Below are 16,693 nucleotides of genomic sequence, written 5' to 3'. Positions count from 1 at the left end.
CTAATTTAAAAAAACAAAAACATTCAATAAACTTTTGTAATTTGCCTTTAGATTATTCTGTTGTTAAAATTGATTAACCACAAATAATATTAATACTTAATTTAATATTACAATGCGCAAAAGTTTCTTATTAGGTTTATTCATTTTTATCAGTCTTATTACATTTCAAAGTATAAATGCTCAATTAAGTAAAAAGCACTATTTACCGCCAGTTACAAGTGATGAAGCTATTGATAATCAATACATTTATATTTCTACACCCAAAAGTAGTAATGTTTCTTTTACGATAAAACCAATAGGAAAACCTGCTTCCGAAGAAATTACAGGTACCGTTTCTAATACCTCTCCTTTTTCTACAACATCAAGAGCTGTTGGTGACCAATTATTTCAAAGCCCACAAAGAACAGCTACCATAATAAACGATAAAGGATACATTATTGAAGCCAATGATGTTATTTATGTTTCTGTAAGAATGATTTCTTCTGGTAGAGGAAATCAAGCATCTGCCATTGTAAGTAAAGGACTTTCTGCCTTAGGTTCAGAATTTAGAATGGGAGGCTTCCCTAGCACAAACCCTGCGAGCGGGCATTTAAATTTTGTTTCAGTGATGGCTACAGAGAATAATACAAATGTAACTTTTGATGATTTTACTCCCGGTATTACCATTAACAATTATGCAGGTTCTGTTCCTTTTACAAAAACTTTAAATGAAGGTGAAAGTTTTATTGTATCGGTTTCTTTTGATAGAGGTGGAACTCCTAGTGATTTATTAGGTACGCTAATAAAATCTGACGATGAAAACAAACCTATTATTGTAAATTCTGGTTCTGCAACCGGTACTTTTGATACTCCTACCAACCTTAGAGATTATGGGATAGACCAAATTGTTGATGCTAAAAAAATTGGAAACGAATATATTTTTGTAAAAGGTGATGGAGAAAACGCTTGGGAAAACATACTAATTGTTGCACATCATAACAATACAGAGGTATTTATAAATGGCAATTTAACTCCAAAAACCACCATAGCAAAAGCAGGAGAATGGTATGTGATAGAAGGTGATGAATATACTACCAATGGAAACATGTATGTAAAAACTTCACAACCTGTATTTGCATATCAAGGTGTTGGTGCAAATGATAGAGCTGCAAACCAGGGGCTCTTTTTTGTTCCTCCTTTAAATTGCGAAAGCACAGGCTTTGTAGATAATATTCCTAATATAGATAAAATAGGTTCTAATACATTTGATGGAGGAGTTTCTATAGTTACAAAAAAAGGAGCAACACTAATTATAGAAGAAAATTCTACAAATACAAACCATACAATCGATGGTCCAAAAGACATTATTGGTAATGGTAATTATGTAACTTATAAAGTAACAAATCTTTCTGGAAACGTTACCGTAAAAAGTTTAATTGGTGATGCTGCAACAGAACTCTACTGTTCTTACTTTAATCAAAACGGTGCAGCTACTTCTGGTGGCTTTTACTCAGGGTTTCCTTCTAAACCAGAAATTAATTTTAACGTTAGCATAGAAACTTTAGGAAACTGTCTAGGTAATGATTTAAAATTAGAAGCTGCAAATACCGAATTATTTGATGGTGGTATACAATGGCAATTGTATAATGAAACTACCTTAAATTGGGTAACAAAAAGTACCGACAACACTTATACTCCTTTAGCTACAGAACCTGGTAGATACAGATTAGTTGGTAAAGTTATATGTACAGGTACAGAATTTATTTCCGTAGAAATACCAATTAGTATTTGTCCTGATGATTATGACAAAGATGGTATTATTGACAATATAGACGTTGATATTGACAACGACGGAATTTTAAATTGTGATGAATCTTTAGGTAATAAAATCATTGATTTATCAGATATAAACAATCCAACTGTAGAAAATAATTTAACAGCAGTTTCTGCTAGTTTAACTACAGAAAACACAACTTTTACAGGAAATACAACGGGTAACTTTATTTCTACCGCAACTGCAGGAGTAACATCTAATGCTAAATACAAATTAGATTTTAACGATAATATCAACTTTAAGTTAACCCAAAATAATACTACAGACCACAGGATTTCTAATAACGAATATTTTATCCTGAGGTTATCACAAGCAGACAAAAACATCACCATAATAGATCCAGATAACCAAATTTTAATAGACTCTAATTTTGATGATGAGTTCGAAGATAGTTTCACTCAATTTTCTTCCTCAGTTATTAAATTTAAATTTAAAACAGATCTTGTTGGTGGCACAAGTACTTTTCAATTTGTAGCCCATCAAATTAAAAACATTTCTTTTGAGCATTACAACAATATTAGTAGTGATATTTCTACTTTTAACGGAACCATCGGTTTAACGTGTTTCTCCCGAGATTCTGATGGAGATGGAATTGAAGATATGTTTGATTTAGATACTGATAATGATGGGATACCAGATATTTATGAGGCTTCATCACCACAAATTACACTTCTAAAAACAGATGCAAATTTAGATGGTTTAGATGATGCTTTTAATGGTCTGATTACAAATATTGACACCGATAATGACGGAGTTAAAAACTATTTAGACTACGATGCGGACAACGATGGTATTTTTGACGCAACAGAAGCTAACCATAGTTTAGATGTTGATTTTAATGGAACTATAGATACTTTTATAGACATCAACAAAAACGGATTGGCAGATTCTCTAGAAAATGACACCACAGTGCAAACTCTTTCTTTAAAATATACAATTGCAGATACTGATGGAGATAACGTCTTTAATTTCTTAGAATTAGATGCTGATAATGATGGTTGTAATGATGTTATTGAAGCTGGTTTTACAGACTATAATAATGATGGAATTCTTTTTGCAAATTCCTTTTCTGTTGATGAAAACGGAAAAGTAAAAAACCCTGATGACGGATACACAAACCCTAATTCAGATTACATTACAAGTGCTCCAATTGAATTAATTACAGCATTTACTGATGTTACTTTTTGTGAAAGTGCTACAGATACTATAACTATAGATTCTACAGCAGATGGTTTTCAATGGGAACTTTCTACAGATGATGGTACAACTTGGAATACGATTACAGACAATGCAGTTTATCTAGGAAGCAACACAAATTCCTTAGAAATTACAAACACTCCATCTTCTTATAACAATTATCAATATCGAGTAGCTTTAACTAGAACTGGTAATAGTTGTGGCCTTACTACTACCCCAATTACATTAACCGTAACTCCTAAACCAATAGTTTTAAACAATCCGGCAGCATTGTTTCAATGCGATACTAATTCAGACCTTCAAACAACTTTTAACCTTACAGAAGCAGAGATAAGTATTTCTAAAGATACAGATCATTCTTTTAAATATTTTAAAACTAGAATTGATGCAGAAAACGGTACACCAGAAGTTAGTGATAAAACAAGTTATTTTGTAGCCGCAAACGGAGAAGCTTGGGTTAGAACAGTCTCTAAAACAACAGGTTGTTATACCATTTCTAAAATTGATTTAACAGTTAGCTACACTCCAAATGAACCTTTTGAAGACACATTTTATGAATGTGATGATTTTTTAGATACCGAAGGAAACAACACTACAGATAACTCTGACACTGACGGGATTACTTTTTTTGATTTAAGTGGCGTTCCTGCTAAAATTACTACCGATTCTGATAAAAAAATAGAATTTTATGAGACTGATGAAGATAGAACAAAATCGATAAAAAAAATTACAGAAACACAAAACTTAGCAAATTATAGAAACAAAAACAATCCGTATGCAGGTAGTCCAATTCCTATTTTTTACAAATTAATTAGTAAAACAAATAACAATTGCCAGGGCATTGGCGTGTTTTATTTAGAAGTAAATAAAATCCCTGAATTTTCTGTTGAAGGAGAATCTCCTGATGCTCCTATTATTATTTGTGCTAAAAACCTTCCATATACCTTAGAAGTTCAAAGTATTTTTAAAGCTAATTACGATTATAAATGGACAGACAAAGCAGGCAATACTGTTGGTGGAAATAGTTCAACTCTATTAATAAGTGAACAAGGAGAATATACGGTAACTGCATTTAGCAGAGCAACAACAACTTGCTCTAGAGCCAGAACTATTGTTGTTTTAAAATCTAACTTTGAAACCTTAGAAAATAGTTTTGTTACCGTTACAGATGATACTTCTGGCATCAGTTCTAATTTAAGTATTCTTATAAACATCCCTATAAACCCTTTAATTAATGAAGAGTTTCAATACGCTTTAGAAGATGAAAACGGAATGACTGTTCGTGCTTTTCAAGACAGTAATATTTTTAATAATATAGAAGGAGGAGTTTATAAAATTATTGTAGAAAATAAAGATGGTTGCGGTTCTTCTTCTTTAATTGTTTCTGTTATTCAATTCCCAAAATTCTTTACGCCGAATGGTCAAAAAAACAAAACATGGGTAATAAAAGGCGCAAATAATTCTTTTTATCAACCCAATAGTAGCATTAATATCTTTAATAGATATGGTAAATTAATAGCCCAAACAACCATAAACGGAGAAGGTTGGAACGGAACTTATAGTGGTAAAACATTACCTTCTGATGATTATTGGTTTACAGTACAACTCATACCAATAGACCCTAATAAAATGCCTATTCTTAAAAAAGGACATTTTTCGCTATTAAGGTAATAGAAATTATAGTTTAAACATAAAAGCATCCATAATTATAAAATAGTTACGGATGCTTTTTTAGCCTTTTAATCAAAAGAATATTTCTTATTTTAGCACAAAAAATAAGAACAAAATTTCTATGGATTTAAACTTCAATAAAAACGAAGATTACAATAAACTTCTTGCATCAGATTTAAAAAGAAGGTTTGCCAAAGTAAAATTGGGTGGAGGTCAAAAAAGAATTGATAAACTTCACCAAAAAGGTAAAATGACCGCAAGAGAACGTGTTGATTATCTTTTAGACAACAATGCTAAATCTATAGAAATTGGTGCTTTTGCAGGTGAAGATATGTATGCAGAACACGGCGGTTGTCCTTCTGGTGGTGTTGTTGTAAAAATAGGATACATAAAAGGAAAACAATGTATTGTTGTTGCCAATGACGCTACAGTTAAAGCAGGTGCTTGGTTTCCTATAACTGGAAAAAAGAATTTACGAGCACAAGAAATATCTATAGAAAACAAATTACCAATTATTTATTTAGTAGATTCTGCTGGCGTTTATTTGCCTTTGCAGGATGAAATTTTCCCTGATAAAGAACACTTCGGACGTATTTTTAGAAATAATGCCATTATGAGTAGCATGGGCATTACACAAATTTCTGCAGTTATGGGAAGCTGTGTTGCAGGGGGTGCTTACTTACCTATAATGAGTGATGAAGCTTTAATAGTTGATAAAACTGCCAGTATATTTCTTGCCGGAAGTTACCTTGTAAAAGCTGCAATTGGCGAATCTATAGACAATGAAACTTTAGGAGGCGCAACAACACATTGCGAAATTTCTGGAGTTACAGATTATAAAGCTAAAGACGATAAAGACGCATTAGACAAAATAAAATTTATTGTTGATAAAATTGGCGATTATGACAAAGCAGGTTATAGTAAAACCGAAGCTTTTCCGCCAAAAGAAAATGAAGATGATATTTTCGGAATTCTACCTAGAGAAAGAAACGCTCAATATGATATGTTAGAAATCATAAAACGTTTGGTAGACAATTCTGAATTTGAACAATATAAAGAAGGTTACGGAAAAACGATATTAACCGGTTATGCTCGTATTGATGGTTGGGCAGTTGGTATTGTTGCCAATCAACGTAAGTTGGTAAAAACTAAAAAAGGAGAAATGCAATTTGGTGGCGTAATCTATAATGATTCTGCAGATAAAGCTACCCGTTTTATTGCCAATTGTAATCAGAAAAAAATTCCATTGGTTTTTTTACAAGACGTTACTGGTTTTATGGTAGGTTCAAAATCAGAACATGGCGGAATTATAAAAGATGGCGCTAAAATGGTGAATGCTGTCAGTAATTCTGTAGTACCAAAATTCACTATTGTTATTGGAAATTCTTACGGAGCAGGAAATTATGCCATGTGTGGTAAAGCCTACGACCCTAGATTAATTGTTGCGTGGCCTAGTGCAGAACTAGCAGTAATGAGCGGTAATTCTGCTGCAAAAGTATTGCTACAAATAGAAACAGCTTCACTAAAAAAACGAGGAGAAGAAATAACCCCAGAAAAAGAAGCGGAGTTATTCGACAAAATAAAATCGCGTTACGACAAACAAATTTCGCCATATTATGCTGCTGCAAGAATATGGACCGATGCCGTTATCAATCCTCTAAAAACTAGAGATTGGATTTCTATGGGTATTGAAGCAGCAAACCACGCTCCTATTGAAAAACAATTTAATATGGGAATTTTACAAGTATAATTCTCTACAATCACATTTATTATATTAACAACAACTATAAATTGACCATGAAAAAAACCACAAACTTACTTGTAGCATTTTTAATGATTTTTGCTTTTACACAAAATAGTGAAGCTCAAATATGGAAAAGACTTAAAAAGAAGGCCGAAGAAGCTCTTGTAAAAGGAGCCGAAAAAAAGATTGACCAAACCATTAACGGAGACGAAGATGAAGATGAACCATCAAGTAATGATTCTAAAAGCATTGATGATGAAGAATTTGCCAATAACGATACGCCTAACTTATGGCGAAATTTTCGTTTTGTACCCGGAGAAAATGTAGTCTTTTATGATGATTTAACAACAGAAGAAGTTGGCGAATTTCCTGCTCGTTGGGATCTTGTTAAAGGTAGCGCAGAGGTTGCAGAACTAGATGGGGAAAAAGTAATCATATTTATGGCTGAAGCTGGAAATACAATTACGCCTTTAATTAAAAGCACAGACTATTTAGGAAATGAATTTACTATAGAATACGATATTTTAGTTCCTAATTTTAGACAAGAAAAAATTTGGTGGATGGAACATAATATTTTCTTTAATCCTAAATTTTATAACAAAGATGTTCATATTGAACTTAGAGAACAAATAGGTAAATTAAATGGTTGGGCATCTAATACTAAATTTAAAATAGAAGATCTACCTATTGGAGCACAAAACGATTGGCATCATATATCAATTTCTTATTATCACGGAAAATACAAAATGTATTACGATTCTAAAAGAATTGCCAACATACCAAGATTTGATGTTACACCTACAGTATTTGGTATCAATTTAAGCTGTCATTCTAATAGTAAAAAAGCACATCCATATTTAGCTTTAAAAAATGTTAGAATTGCTCATGGAGGCGGAGAAATGTATAAAAAAATTATTGCTGACGGAAAATACGTAACCAACGGAATTATTTTTGACAGTGGAAAAACTGAAATTAAAAAACCTTCTTTAGGGATTATCAATAAAATTGTTAAAATATTAAAAGACAACTCAGATTGGACCTTTAATATTGTTGGCTATACAGATAATGATGGAGATGATGATCTTAATTTAAAATTATCAGAAGAAAGAGCAAATGCAGTAAAACAAGCAATTGTAGAGCAAGGTATAAGCACAGATCGTTTAACGGTAACAGGTAAAGGAAAAGCAGATCCTTTAAATAACAATAGCTCTCCAGAAGAAAAAGCAAATAATAGACGTGTAGCTTTTATAAAAAAATAAACACAATTTCTAACCTTAAAATCAAATAAAAAAGTGTAGAATAAAATACTACACTTTTTTTTTGAAAAAATAGAACCAAAAAAACAAGGTTCTTTTATTAAAAAGACTCGTTTTTGGCTCTAAATAATGACTATTATCATAATTAGTAGTCTAATTATCGTATATTTTTGCGACATAATTTATTAATAAAAAAATGAGTAAAGCTATTTATATTGCCGCAGTAGAATCAGATAGTGGTAAATCATTGGTATCATTAGGTCTGTTAAGAATGATGTTAACCAAATCTTCTAAAGTAGGCTATTTTAGACCTATTATCAACGAAGTTGAAAACAGTGCTATTGATGATCATACCAATACTGCTATTAATTTTTTTAACTTAGATATCGAATACAATGACTGTTATGCATACAAGCAGAACGAGGTTGTAGAACTTTTAAGTGAAGGAAAAGCAGATGATGTAATTCATAATGTTATAAAAAAATATAAAAAACTAGAAGCCAAATTTGATTATGTATTGGTAGAAGGTACTGATTTTTCTGGCGAAGGTGGTTTTACAGAGTTAGATGTAAATTTAATGATTGCCAAAAACTTAGGAATCCCTGCATTAATTGTAGGTTCTGGAAATGGTAAGAAAAAGAAAGATTTTGTAAATACCATGCAACTTACTTATAAATCTTTTATAAGAAAAGAAGTAGATGTTATTGGTATTATTGCTAACAAAATTGAAGCTAACGAAATAGATTATATTCAAAAAGAATTACAAAAAAGTTTTCCAGAAAACTTACAAATAGACATCATTCCTAAAATTGATTTTTTAGCGTATCCAACTGTAAGAGAAGTTTTACAAGCTTTAAATGGTAAAGTATTATTTGGAGAACAATTTTTAGACAATGCTATTGGTAGTTACAGTACTGGTGCTATGCAATTGCGCAACTATTTAACCAGAATTAGAGAAAATGCATTAGTAGTTACTCCTGGCGATAGAGCCGATATTATTTTAGGTGCTTTACAAGCAAATGCCTCTACAAATTACCCAAAGATTGCTGGTATTGTTTTAACCGGTTCATTAATCCCAGAAGAATCTATTACCAAATTAATTGAAGGTGTTCAATCTACAGTGCCAATTCTATCTGTAGAAGGTGGTACCTTTGGAATTACCAATAAAATTGGAGCTGTAAAATCTAAAATTTATGCTTCACACGACAAAAAAATATTATTATCATTAGATACTTTTGATACTTACGTAAACGCAGAAGGGTTAACAACCACACTTACCTCATACAATTCTGATAAGTTAACACCAAGTATGTTTCAATACAATTTATTGCAAAAAGCAAGAGCTTATAAAAAACATATTGTTTTACCAGAAGGTGATGATGAAAGAATTATTACTGCTGCAGCTCGATTACAATTATTAAATATTGTTGATTTAACTTTATTAGGAGATAGAAATGCTATTCAGTTAAAATGCGATCAAATTGGGTTACAAATAGATTTAGATAAAATAAATATTTTAAACCCAGAAGATTCCATTCATAATGAAGCTTTTGAAAAAACATTATACGAAGCTCGTAAACATAAAGGAATGACAGAAACTACTGCTAAAGATTTAGTAAGTGATGTTTCTTATTACGGAACTTTAATGATTATGAACGGATTGGCAGACGGTATGGTTTCTGGTGCAGTACATACAACTATGCACACTATAAAACCTTCTTTACAATTAATTAAAACCAAACCTGGAGTTTCTGTAGTATCTTCTGTATTTTTTATGTGTTTATCAGACCGAGTTTCTGTAATGGGAGATTGTGCTGTAAACCCAAACCCTAATGCAGAACAATTAGCAGAAATTGCCATTTCTTCGGCAGAATCTGCAGAAGCGTTTGGTATAGAAGCTAAAATTGCCATGTTGTCTTATTCTTCTGGAAGCTCTGGAAAAGGTGAAGAGGTAGAAAAAGTAAGAAAAGCAACTGCAATTGTTAGAAATTTACATCCAGAATTAAAAATTGAAGGTCCAATTCAATATGATGCTGCCGTAGACATGTCTGTAGCAAAAACAAAAATGCCAGATTCTGAAGTAGCAGGACAAGCATCTGTTTTAATTTTCCCAGATTTAAATACAGGAAACAACACTTACAAAGCCATACAAAGAGAAACAGGAGCTTTAGCAATTGGCCCAATGTTACAAGGCTTAAACAAACCGGTAAACGATTTAAGTAGAGGTTGTACAGTAGAAGATATATTTAACACTGTTTTATTAACAGCAATACAAGCACACCAAGGATAATATGAATATTTTAGTTTTAAACGCAGGCTCTTCTTCTTTAAAATATCAATTGATAGAAATGCCTTCTCAAGTAGTACAATGTGTTGGTTTAGTGGAAAGAATAGGTATGGAAGATGCCATTTTTACACACGAAAAAGACAATGAAAAACACTCTGAAGTAACCCCTATTTTAAACCATGAAATTGGTTTAAAAAAAATCACTAAAACCTTATTAGATCCTAAAATTGGTGTTATCAATTCTGTTGATGAAATTAAAGCAATAGGACATAGAGTAGTTCATGGTGGTAGTAAATTTAGTCACACAGTGGTTGTTACTAAAGAAGTAAAAGATAAAATTAGAGATTTATTTGATTTAGCTCCGTTGCATAACCCTGCAAATTTAACCGGAATAGAAATTGCAGAAACTATTTTTACATCGGCTAAACAAATTGCAATTTTTGATACCGCATTTCATCAAACAATGCCTAAAGAAGCATACCAATATGCAATTCCGTCTACTTATTTAGATGATTATAATATTAGAGCTTATGGTTTTCATGGTACAAGTCATAAATACGTATCAGAAAAAGCTATCGAAACGTTAAATAAAGATACTTCTAAAATTATTACCATTCACTTAGGTAATGGTTGTAGTATGGCTGCTGTTAAAAATGGTAAATGCATAGAAACTTCTATGGGATTTTCTCCTACAAATGGTTTGGTAATGGGAACTAGAGCCGGAGATATTGATCAATCTGTAATTTTCTTTTTAATGAAGAAACTTAATAAATCTGCTGATGAAGTAAATGATTTATTACAAAAAGAATCTGGAATGAAAGGTTTAACTGGTTTTTCTGATTTAAGAGAGATTGAAGAAAAAGCAGGTAATGGAAATGAGGATTGCAAAAATGCTTTAAAATTAGCAGCCTATAGAATTAAGAAATTTATTGGGGCTTATGCTGCTGCTTTAAATGGTTTAGATGCTATTGCTTTTACTGCTGGAATTGGAGAAAATTCTAGTTTAATGAGACATCTATCTTGTTGTAATTTAGAATTTTTAGGCATCGAATTAAACAATTCTAAAAACGAAATTCGTTCTAAAGATATAAGAGAAATTCAATCACTAAATTCTAAAGTTAAAGTTTTAGTAATTCCTACAAACGAAGAACTAGAAATTGCAAAACAGACTTGTGAATTATTAAATTAAAATAAGAAAGCATTTTTGAGTTTTACTCAAAAATGCTTTTAAAAAATTGAAAGGATTTAATTTTTTATAAATCTTTTACTACCAATTCTCCCCTCTTTAGTATGTACTTTTAACAAATAAATTCCGTTTGTTAAAGAAGTTACATCTAATTTATGTTTAGATGAAGAAAATATTTTATTTCCTAAAACATTATACACATCTACTTTTTCTATATCTAAATTTTCTGTATCAATTGTAATAATACTATTTGTAGGATTTGGATATGCATCAAAACGTAAAGCAGTAAAATCATTTACACTTGCAGTTGCGCCATTGTAATAATAAATTGTTCTATCGTTTACTCCATTAGAAGAACTAATAATTTTATTTATAAACCTATTATCTTCACCTGTTAAATAGGCAAACCCTAATATATCTTTAAAAGGGTTAATAATAGTACTCATTAATTTGTTGGTATCAAAAGTATAACTAGTTTCATATTCACTGGTAAAAGCTCCATTTTCAAATACAAATTCTTTTTCTAAAATCAAATTCCCACTTGCATCATAGGTGTTTTCTGATTTATACTCATTCACATAAGAAGTGCCACTCCAAGTCTGCGATAGATTTTGTATTAATTTATTATTAGAATTATAGGTCATAGTATCTTTACCATCTTTATCCCAAGAACTTCCATTCCATTTTTCATAAACAAATTCAAATACCAAACCATTAGATCCATATTCTACAGTAACTTTAGAAGAAGCATCTTGCTCATCACTATCTATTAAATATACCCAATCATTGCCGTTCCAACTTTGATCTACTACACCTGTAATCTTATTATTAGCATAAGTATATGTAATTTTATCTTCATTTACCCAACTATTATCAATTAGCTCTTGATCTATAGATGTTATAATTTTATGATCACCATTATAGGTGTAAGTTGTTTTATACCCACTACTTCTATTTCCTGTTAAAAAATCAAAATTTTCATAACTATCAATTATCACTTTATTCTGTGAGTTGTACGTGTAAGATTGTTTACCACTAATTAACCAATCAGAACTACCAGCATCCCTCCAAAAATAGGTTTCTTTAATTAAGTTATTGTTTGCATCATATTCGTAATTTGTTTTATAACTAGCTACCCAATCTGTACCATTAAAAGATTCGTTTATATTGGATGTTAATTTATCTTGTCCATAAATTAAGAAAGTTATGAATGTAAAAAGTAAAAAAGTAATTTTTTTCATATTAAAGGTTTTTAGATTTAGTATCAAAACTAAAAAAACTAGTTTATAAAATTATACCTATAAATAGGGATATTTTATTAAAATCCTTGGTTAAAAAATTGTGAAACAACTTGCTAATTTCTACATTTGTATTTATACATATTTTAAAACAATCATTAGAAATGGGTAGAGCATTTGAGTTTAGGAAAGCAAGAAAAATGAAACGCTGGTCGGCAATGGCAAAAACATTTACCAGAATTGGTAAAGATATTGTAATGGCAGTAAAAGAAGGCGGACCAAACCCAGAAACAAATTCTCGTTTACGTGCAGTTATACAGAATGCTAAGGCTGCAAACATGCCTAAAGACAATGTTGAGCGAGCTATAAAAAAAGCAACAGATAAAGATACTGCGAACTACAAAGAAGTACTTTTTGAAGGATATGCGCCTCACGGAATTGCAATTCTTTTAGAAACTGCAACAGATAACAATAACAGAACAGTAGCCAATGTTAGAGCCTGCTTTAACAAATGTGATGGAAATTTAGGTACATCAGGTTCGGTTGTTTTTATGTTTGACCATACTTGTAACTTTACTATTAAAAAGGAAGATATTACAATGGATATGGAAGAACTAGAGCTAGAACTAATAGATTTTGAAGTTGAAGAGGTTTTTGATGATGAAGAAGGAATTATTATTTACGCCCCTTTTGAGCAATTTGGAGCAATTCAATCTTTCTTTGAAGAAGCCAATGTAGAAATTTTATCTTCTGGTTTCGAAAGAATTCCGACAACTACCACTAAATTAAACGAAGAGCAACAAGCAGATGTTGAAAAGCTTTTAGAAAAATTAGAAGAAGATGATGATGTACAACACGTATATCATTCAATGGAAATGTAAAAGATTAGAGTTAGATAATTATAAGGTGACTTTTTGATAAAAATAGTGTCTAAAATAATGAAGGGGTCTTAACAGATACTTCTAACAAAAATCAAGAAAAGAAGCCAGCGCCCTAACAGCGCTGGTTTTATTTTATATGTTTTTTTATAATGGCATTAAACGCTTCTTGTTCTTCTAAAAAAGAAGTTTGTATTCCTAAAAAAGAAATATTTTCTAGTCTACTTTCTAAACGAACAAAATCTTTTTCTGTGGTTAACATTAGTTTCTTAGAAGACTTTAAATTAACATATTCTTCTTTAATTGTTTCTATTTCTTTATCTGTAAAGTGATGATGATCTGCAAATTTTAAATGTTTAAAAACTACTTCTTTATCATGTAAAAAAGATAGTAATGGGTTTGGGTTTGCAATTCCTGTAATTAATAAAACTTCATAATTCTTTAAATCATCAATTAAAACAGTAGCCTTACCAGAAGTTTTATCATCATAAGAAATAGCGGTAAAAAAAACCTTTTTATGATATTTTTTTAACTTTACTTCAATTTTATTTTTAACAGTTTTAGACAAATTTACAGGACATTTAGTAACTAAAATGATATCTGCTCTTTTTGCTCCTCGCCTACTTTCTCTTAGGTTTCCCCTAGGTAATAAAAAATCTTCGGTAAACAGATCATCAAATTTTGTCAATAAAACATAAAAACTACCTTTTACTTTTCTATGCTGATAAGCATCATCTAATAAAATTACTTCGGGCAAGTTCTCTTCTATTAATTTAGAAATTCCTGCAACTCTATTTGCGTCTACAGCTACATCAATATTCTTAAATTTTTTAAAATACTGCAAAGGTTCATCACCTACATCTTCTGCAGAATGCGTATCATTTAACAATACAAAACCTTCCGTTTTACGCTTATAGCCTCTACTTAAAACAGCTGTCTTAAAATGATCTTTAAGCAAACGAATTAAGTATTCTATTTGTGGTGTTTTTCCTGTACCACCAACACTTAAATTACCAACTACTATTACTGGTATTTTAAATGAAGTTTGCTTAAAAATTCCGATTTCAAAAAATAAATTACGAATACTCGTTACCACATTATAAATAATGGCGAATGGAAATAATAAAAAACGTAGAAATTTCATTAATACGAAAATAGGCAGGTTAAATGTGTTAAAAAAGAAAAAGATACAAATTTACTCCATTCACCTATTTTTAAAACTTTAATTTTTGATTATTCGTATTATTTTTTGAAAATAACTAGAATTTATCTCTAAAAAGCAGTTCATTTTTATGGATTGATGAACAGAAAATGTTAACTTTGATTCTCTTTACAATATTAATTTATGATTATAAAAGATATTACCAATTACTTAGAAAAATTAGCTCCTTTAAATTATGCTGAAGATTTTGATAATGTTGGTTTATTAGTTGGCAATTACAACACTACCATTGCTGGAGTTTTAGTAACTTTAGATACTTTAGAGGAAACGGTAGAAGAAGCAATTGCTAAAAATTGTAATTTAATTGTAAGCTTTCATCCTATTGTTTTTGGTGGTTTAAAAAAACTAAACGGTAATTCGTATGTAGAACGTGTAGTTTTAAAGGCAATAAAAAATGACATTGCTATCTATGCAACGCACACTGCATTAGACAATTCTAAAAATGGAGTTTCAGCAAAAATGTGTGAAGTTTTAGGTTTAGAAAACACTAAAATTTTAATTCCTAAAAAAGGGATCATTAAAAAATTAACTACCTATGTACCTAATGCAAATGCGGTAACAGTAAGAAACGCTCTTTTTTCTGCAGGCGCAGGTAGTATGGGCAACTATAACAATTGTTCTTTTAATGCCTTAGGAGAATCTACTTATAAAGGTAACGAAAACTCAAATCCTACTTTAGGCGAAAAAGGAGTAGATCATACCGAAAAAGAAACCCAAATCTCTGTAGTTTTTGAAAGTAAATATGAAGCCGCTATTTTAAGAGCTTTAAATGAGCATCACCCTTATGAAGAAGTTGCTTACGAAATACTTACCACAGAAAATGTGCATCAGAATATTGGTATGGGAATGATTGGAGAATTACCAACAGAAATGGATGAAAAAGCATTTCTTTTATATGTAAAGAAAACAATGAAAACAGCTTGTATACGTCATTCTGTTTTATTGAATAAAAAAATACGGAAAGTAGCTGTTTTAGGTGGATCTGGTAGTTTTGCCATTTCTAATGCAAAAAGAGCTGGCGCAGATGCGTATATTAGTGCAGATTTTAAATATCATGAGTTTTTTAAAGCTGAAAACAGTATTCTTTTAGCAGATATTGGACATTATGAGAGTGAACAGTTTACAAAAAACCTTTTGGTAGACTATCTTACGAAAAAATTTAGTAATTTTGCAGTCATTTTATCAGAAAAAAGTACAAATCCTATATATTATATATAACCATGGCAAAGAAGAAAGAAATTTCGGTTGAAGAAAAATTAAGAGCTTTATACGATTTACAATTAATCGACTCTAGAATTGACGAAATTAGAAACGTTAGAGGAGAACTACCTTTAGAAGTTGAAGATTTAGAAGATGAAGTTGCCGGATTAAACACGCGTATTGCGAACTTAAATCAAGATGCAGCAAACTTAGAAACTGACATTAATAACAAAAAATTAGCAATTGAAGAGTCTAAAGAGCTAATGAAAAAGTATGATGAGCAGCAAAAGAAAGTTAGAAACAACAGAGAATTTGATTCTTTATCTAAAGAAATTGAATACCAAGATTTAGAAATTCAATTAGCTGAAAAAAGAATTACAGAATACAAAGCAAAAATTGCTCAGAAAAATACAGTTATTGATGCTACTAAAGAAAAATTAGCAAAACAAGAAAAACATTTAAGCCATAAAAAAGCTGAATTAGATGCGATCTTAAAAGAAACTGAAAAAGAAGAAGAGTTATTAGCAAAAAAATCTGAAGAATTTGCTCAAAGTATAGATGCTCATTTATTTACTGCATATACTAGAATTAGAACAAAAGTTAAAAATGGTTTAGCTGTTGTTGCTATAGAACGTGGCGCTTCTGGAGGTTCTTACTTTACAATTCCACCTCAAGTACAATTAGAAATAGCAAATAGAAAAAAAATAACTATAGACGAGCATAGTGGTCGTATTTTAGTTGATGCAGCTTTAGCTGAAGAAGAAAAATTAAAAATGGAAAAATTCTTTTCTTAATTAATTTTCTTCTTATAAATTTATAAAAAAACTCGAAGCTTAACTGCTTCGAGTTTTTTGTTTTAGATAAAAGTATATTTAAAAAACCTTTCTTTTATACATTATCATTCTTACCTAAGCGAAACTTAAAATTTAATTAAGGACATAAAAAGATGTTCATAAAAAAACTCGAAGCAAAAGCTTCGAGTTTTCTATTTTATAGAAGGT

At 30.5% G+C, this 16,693-nt stretch carries 10 protein-coding genes; 8 read left to right on the top strand and 2 right to left on the bottom strand.

What is annotated here, in order from left to right; all coding sequences use genetic code 11:
* Positions 1 to 112 precede the first annotated feature (112 nt).
* The 5 genes from WG951_RS00205 (at position 113) to WG951_RS00185 (ending at position 11,157) form a co-directional block, all read left to right on the top strand.
* A complete protein-coding gene (locus WG951_RS00205; protein ID WP_105048207.1) occupies positions 113 to 4,681 on the top strand; it encodes a T9SS type B sorting domain-containing protein in 4,569 nt (1,522 codons plus the stop codon).
* 121 nt (positions 4,682 to 4,802) lie between these two features.
* Positions 4,803 to 6,431: an acyl-CoA carboxylase subunit beta gene (locus WG951_RS00200; RefSeq protein ID WP_105048206.1), complete on the top strand. Its 1,629-nt coding sequence runs from the start codon at positions 4,803 to 4,805 to the stop codon at positions 6,429 to 6,431.
* 47 nt (positions 6,432 to 6,478) lie between these two features.
* On the top strand, positions 6,479 to 7,684 hold the full coding sequence (locus tag WG951_RS00195) for an OmpA family protein (protein WP_105048205.1): 1,206 nt from the start codon (positions 6,479 to 6,481) through the stop codon (positions 7,682 to 7,684).
* A 193-nt stretch (positions 7,685 to 7,877) separates the two neighbouring features.
* Positions 7,878 to 9,971, top strand: a complete 2,094-nt coding sequence (gene pta, locus WG951_RS00190) for a phosphate acetyltransferase (RefSeq protein ID WP_105048204.1) — start codon at positions 7,878 to 7,880, stop codon at positions 9,969 to 9,971.
* Between the two features lies 1 nt (position 9,972).
* Positions 9,973 to 11,157: an acetate/propionate family kinase gene (locus WG951_RS00185; protein ID WP_105048203.1), complete on the top strand. Its 1,185-nt coding sequence runs from the start codon at positions 9,973 to 9,975 to the stop codon at positions 11,155 to 11,157.
* Between the two features lie 56 nt (positions 11,158 to 11,213).
* Here WG951_RS00185 and WG951_RS00180 read toward each other — a convergent pair whose 3' ends face one another.
* The gene (locus tag WG951_RS00180) at positions 11,214 to 12,395 is read right to left on the bottom strand and encodes a T9SS type A sorting domain-containing protein (protein ID WP_105048202.1); all 1,182 of its coding nucleotides are present in this window, start codon (positions 12,393 to 12,395) and stop codon (positions 11,214 to 11,216) included.
* A 161-nt stretch (positions 12,396 to 12,556) separates the two neighbouring features.
* Between WG951_RS00180 and WG951_RS00175 the strand changes: the two genes are divergently transcribed.
* Complete coding sequence (locus tag WG951_RS00175; protein ID WP_105048201.1) at positions 12,557 to 13,273, top strand: YebC/PmpR family DNA-binding transcriptional regulator; 717 nt, start codon at positions 12,557 to 12,559, stop codon at positions 13,271 to 13,273.
* A 127-nt stretch (positions 13,274 to 13,400) separates the two neighbouring features.
* Here the strand turns inward: WG951_RS00175 and lpxK are convergent, their stop codons facing one another.
* Entirely contained in the window at positions 13,401 to 14,414 is a 1,014-nt protein-coding gene (lpxK, locus tag WG951_RS00170) for a tetraacyldisaccharide 4'-kinase (protein WP_105048200.1), read from the bottom strand.
* A gap of 201 nt (positions 14,415 to 14,615) precedes the next feature.
* On the opposite strand from lpxK, the gene WG951_RS00165 reads away from it, so the two are divergent.
* Both WG951_RS00165 and WG951_RS00160 read left to right on the top strand, forming a co-directional pair.
* Positions 14,616 to 15,710 (top strand): Nif3-like dinuclear metal center hexameric protein, encoded by a 1,095-nt coding sequence (locus WG951_RS00165; protein ID WP_105048199.1) that lies wholly within the window; start codon positions 14,616 to 14,618, stop codon positions 15,708 to 15,710.
* Between the two features lie 2 nt (positions 15,711 to 15,712).
* Positions 15,713 to 16,486 (top strand): zinc ribbon domain-containing protein, encoded by a 774-nt coding sequence (locus tag WG951_RS00160; protein ID WP_105048198.1) that lies wholly within the window; start codon positions 15,713 to 15,715, stop codon positions 16,484 to 16,486.
* Positions 16,487 to 16,693 lie beyond the last annotated feature (207 nt).

Source organism: Polaribacter butkevichii, assembly GCF_038024105.1.
Taxonomy (GTDB): domain Bacteria; phylum Bacteroidota; class Bacteroidia; order Flavobacteriales; family Flavobacteriaceae; genus Polaribacter; species Polaribacter butkevichii.
The sequence above is the reverse complement of the archived record's forward strand: the minus strand, read 5'-3'. Positions and strand labels throughout refer to the sequence as shown.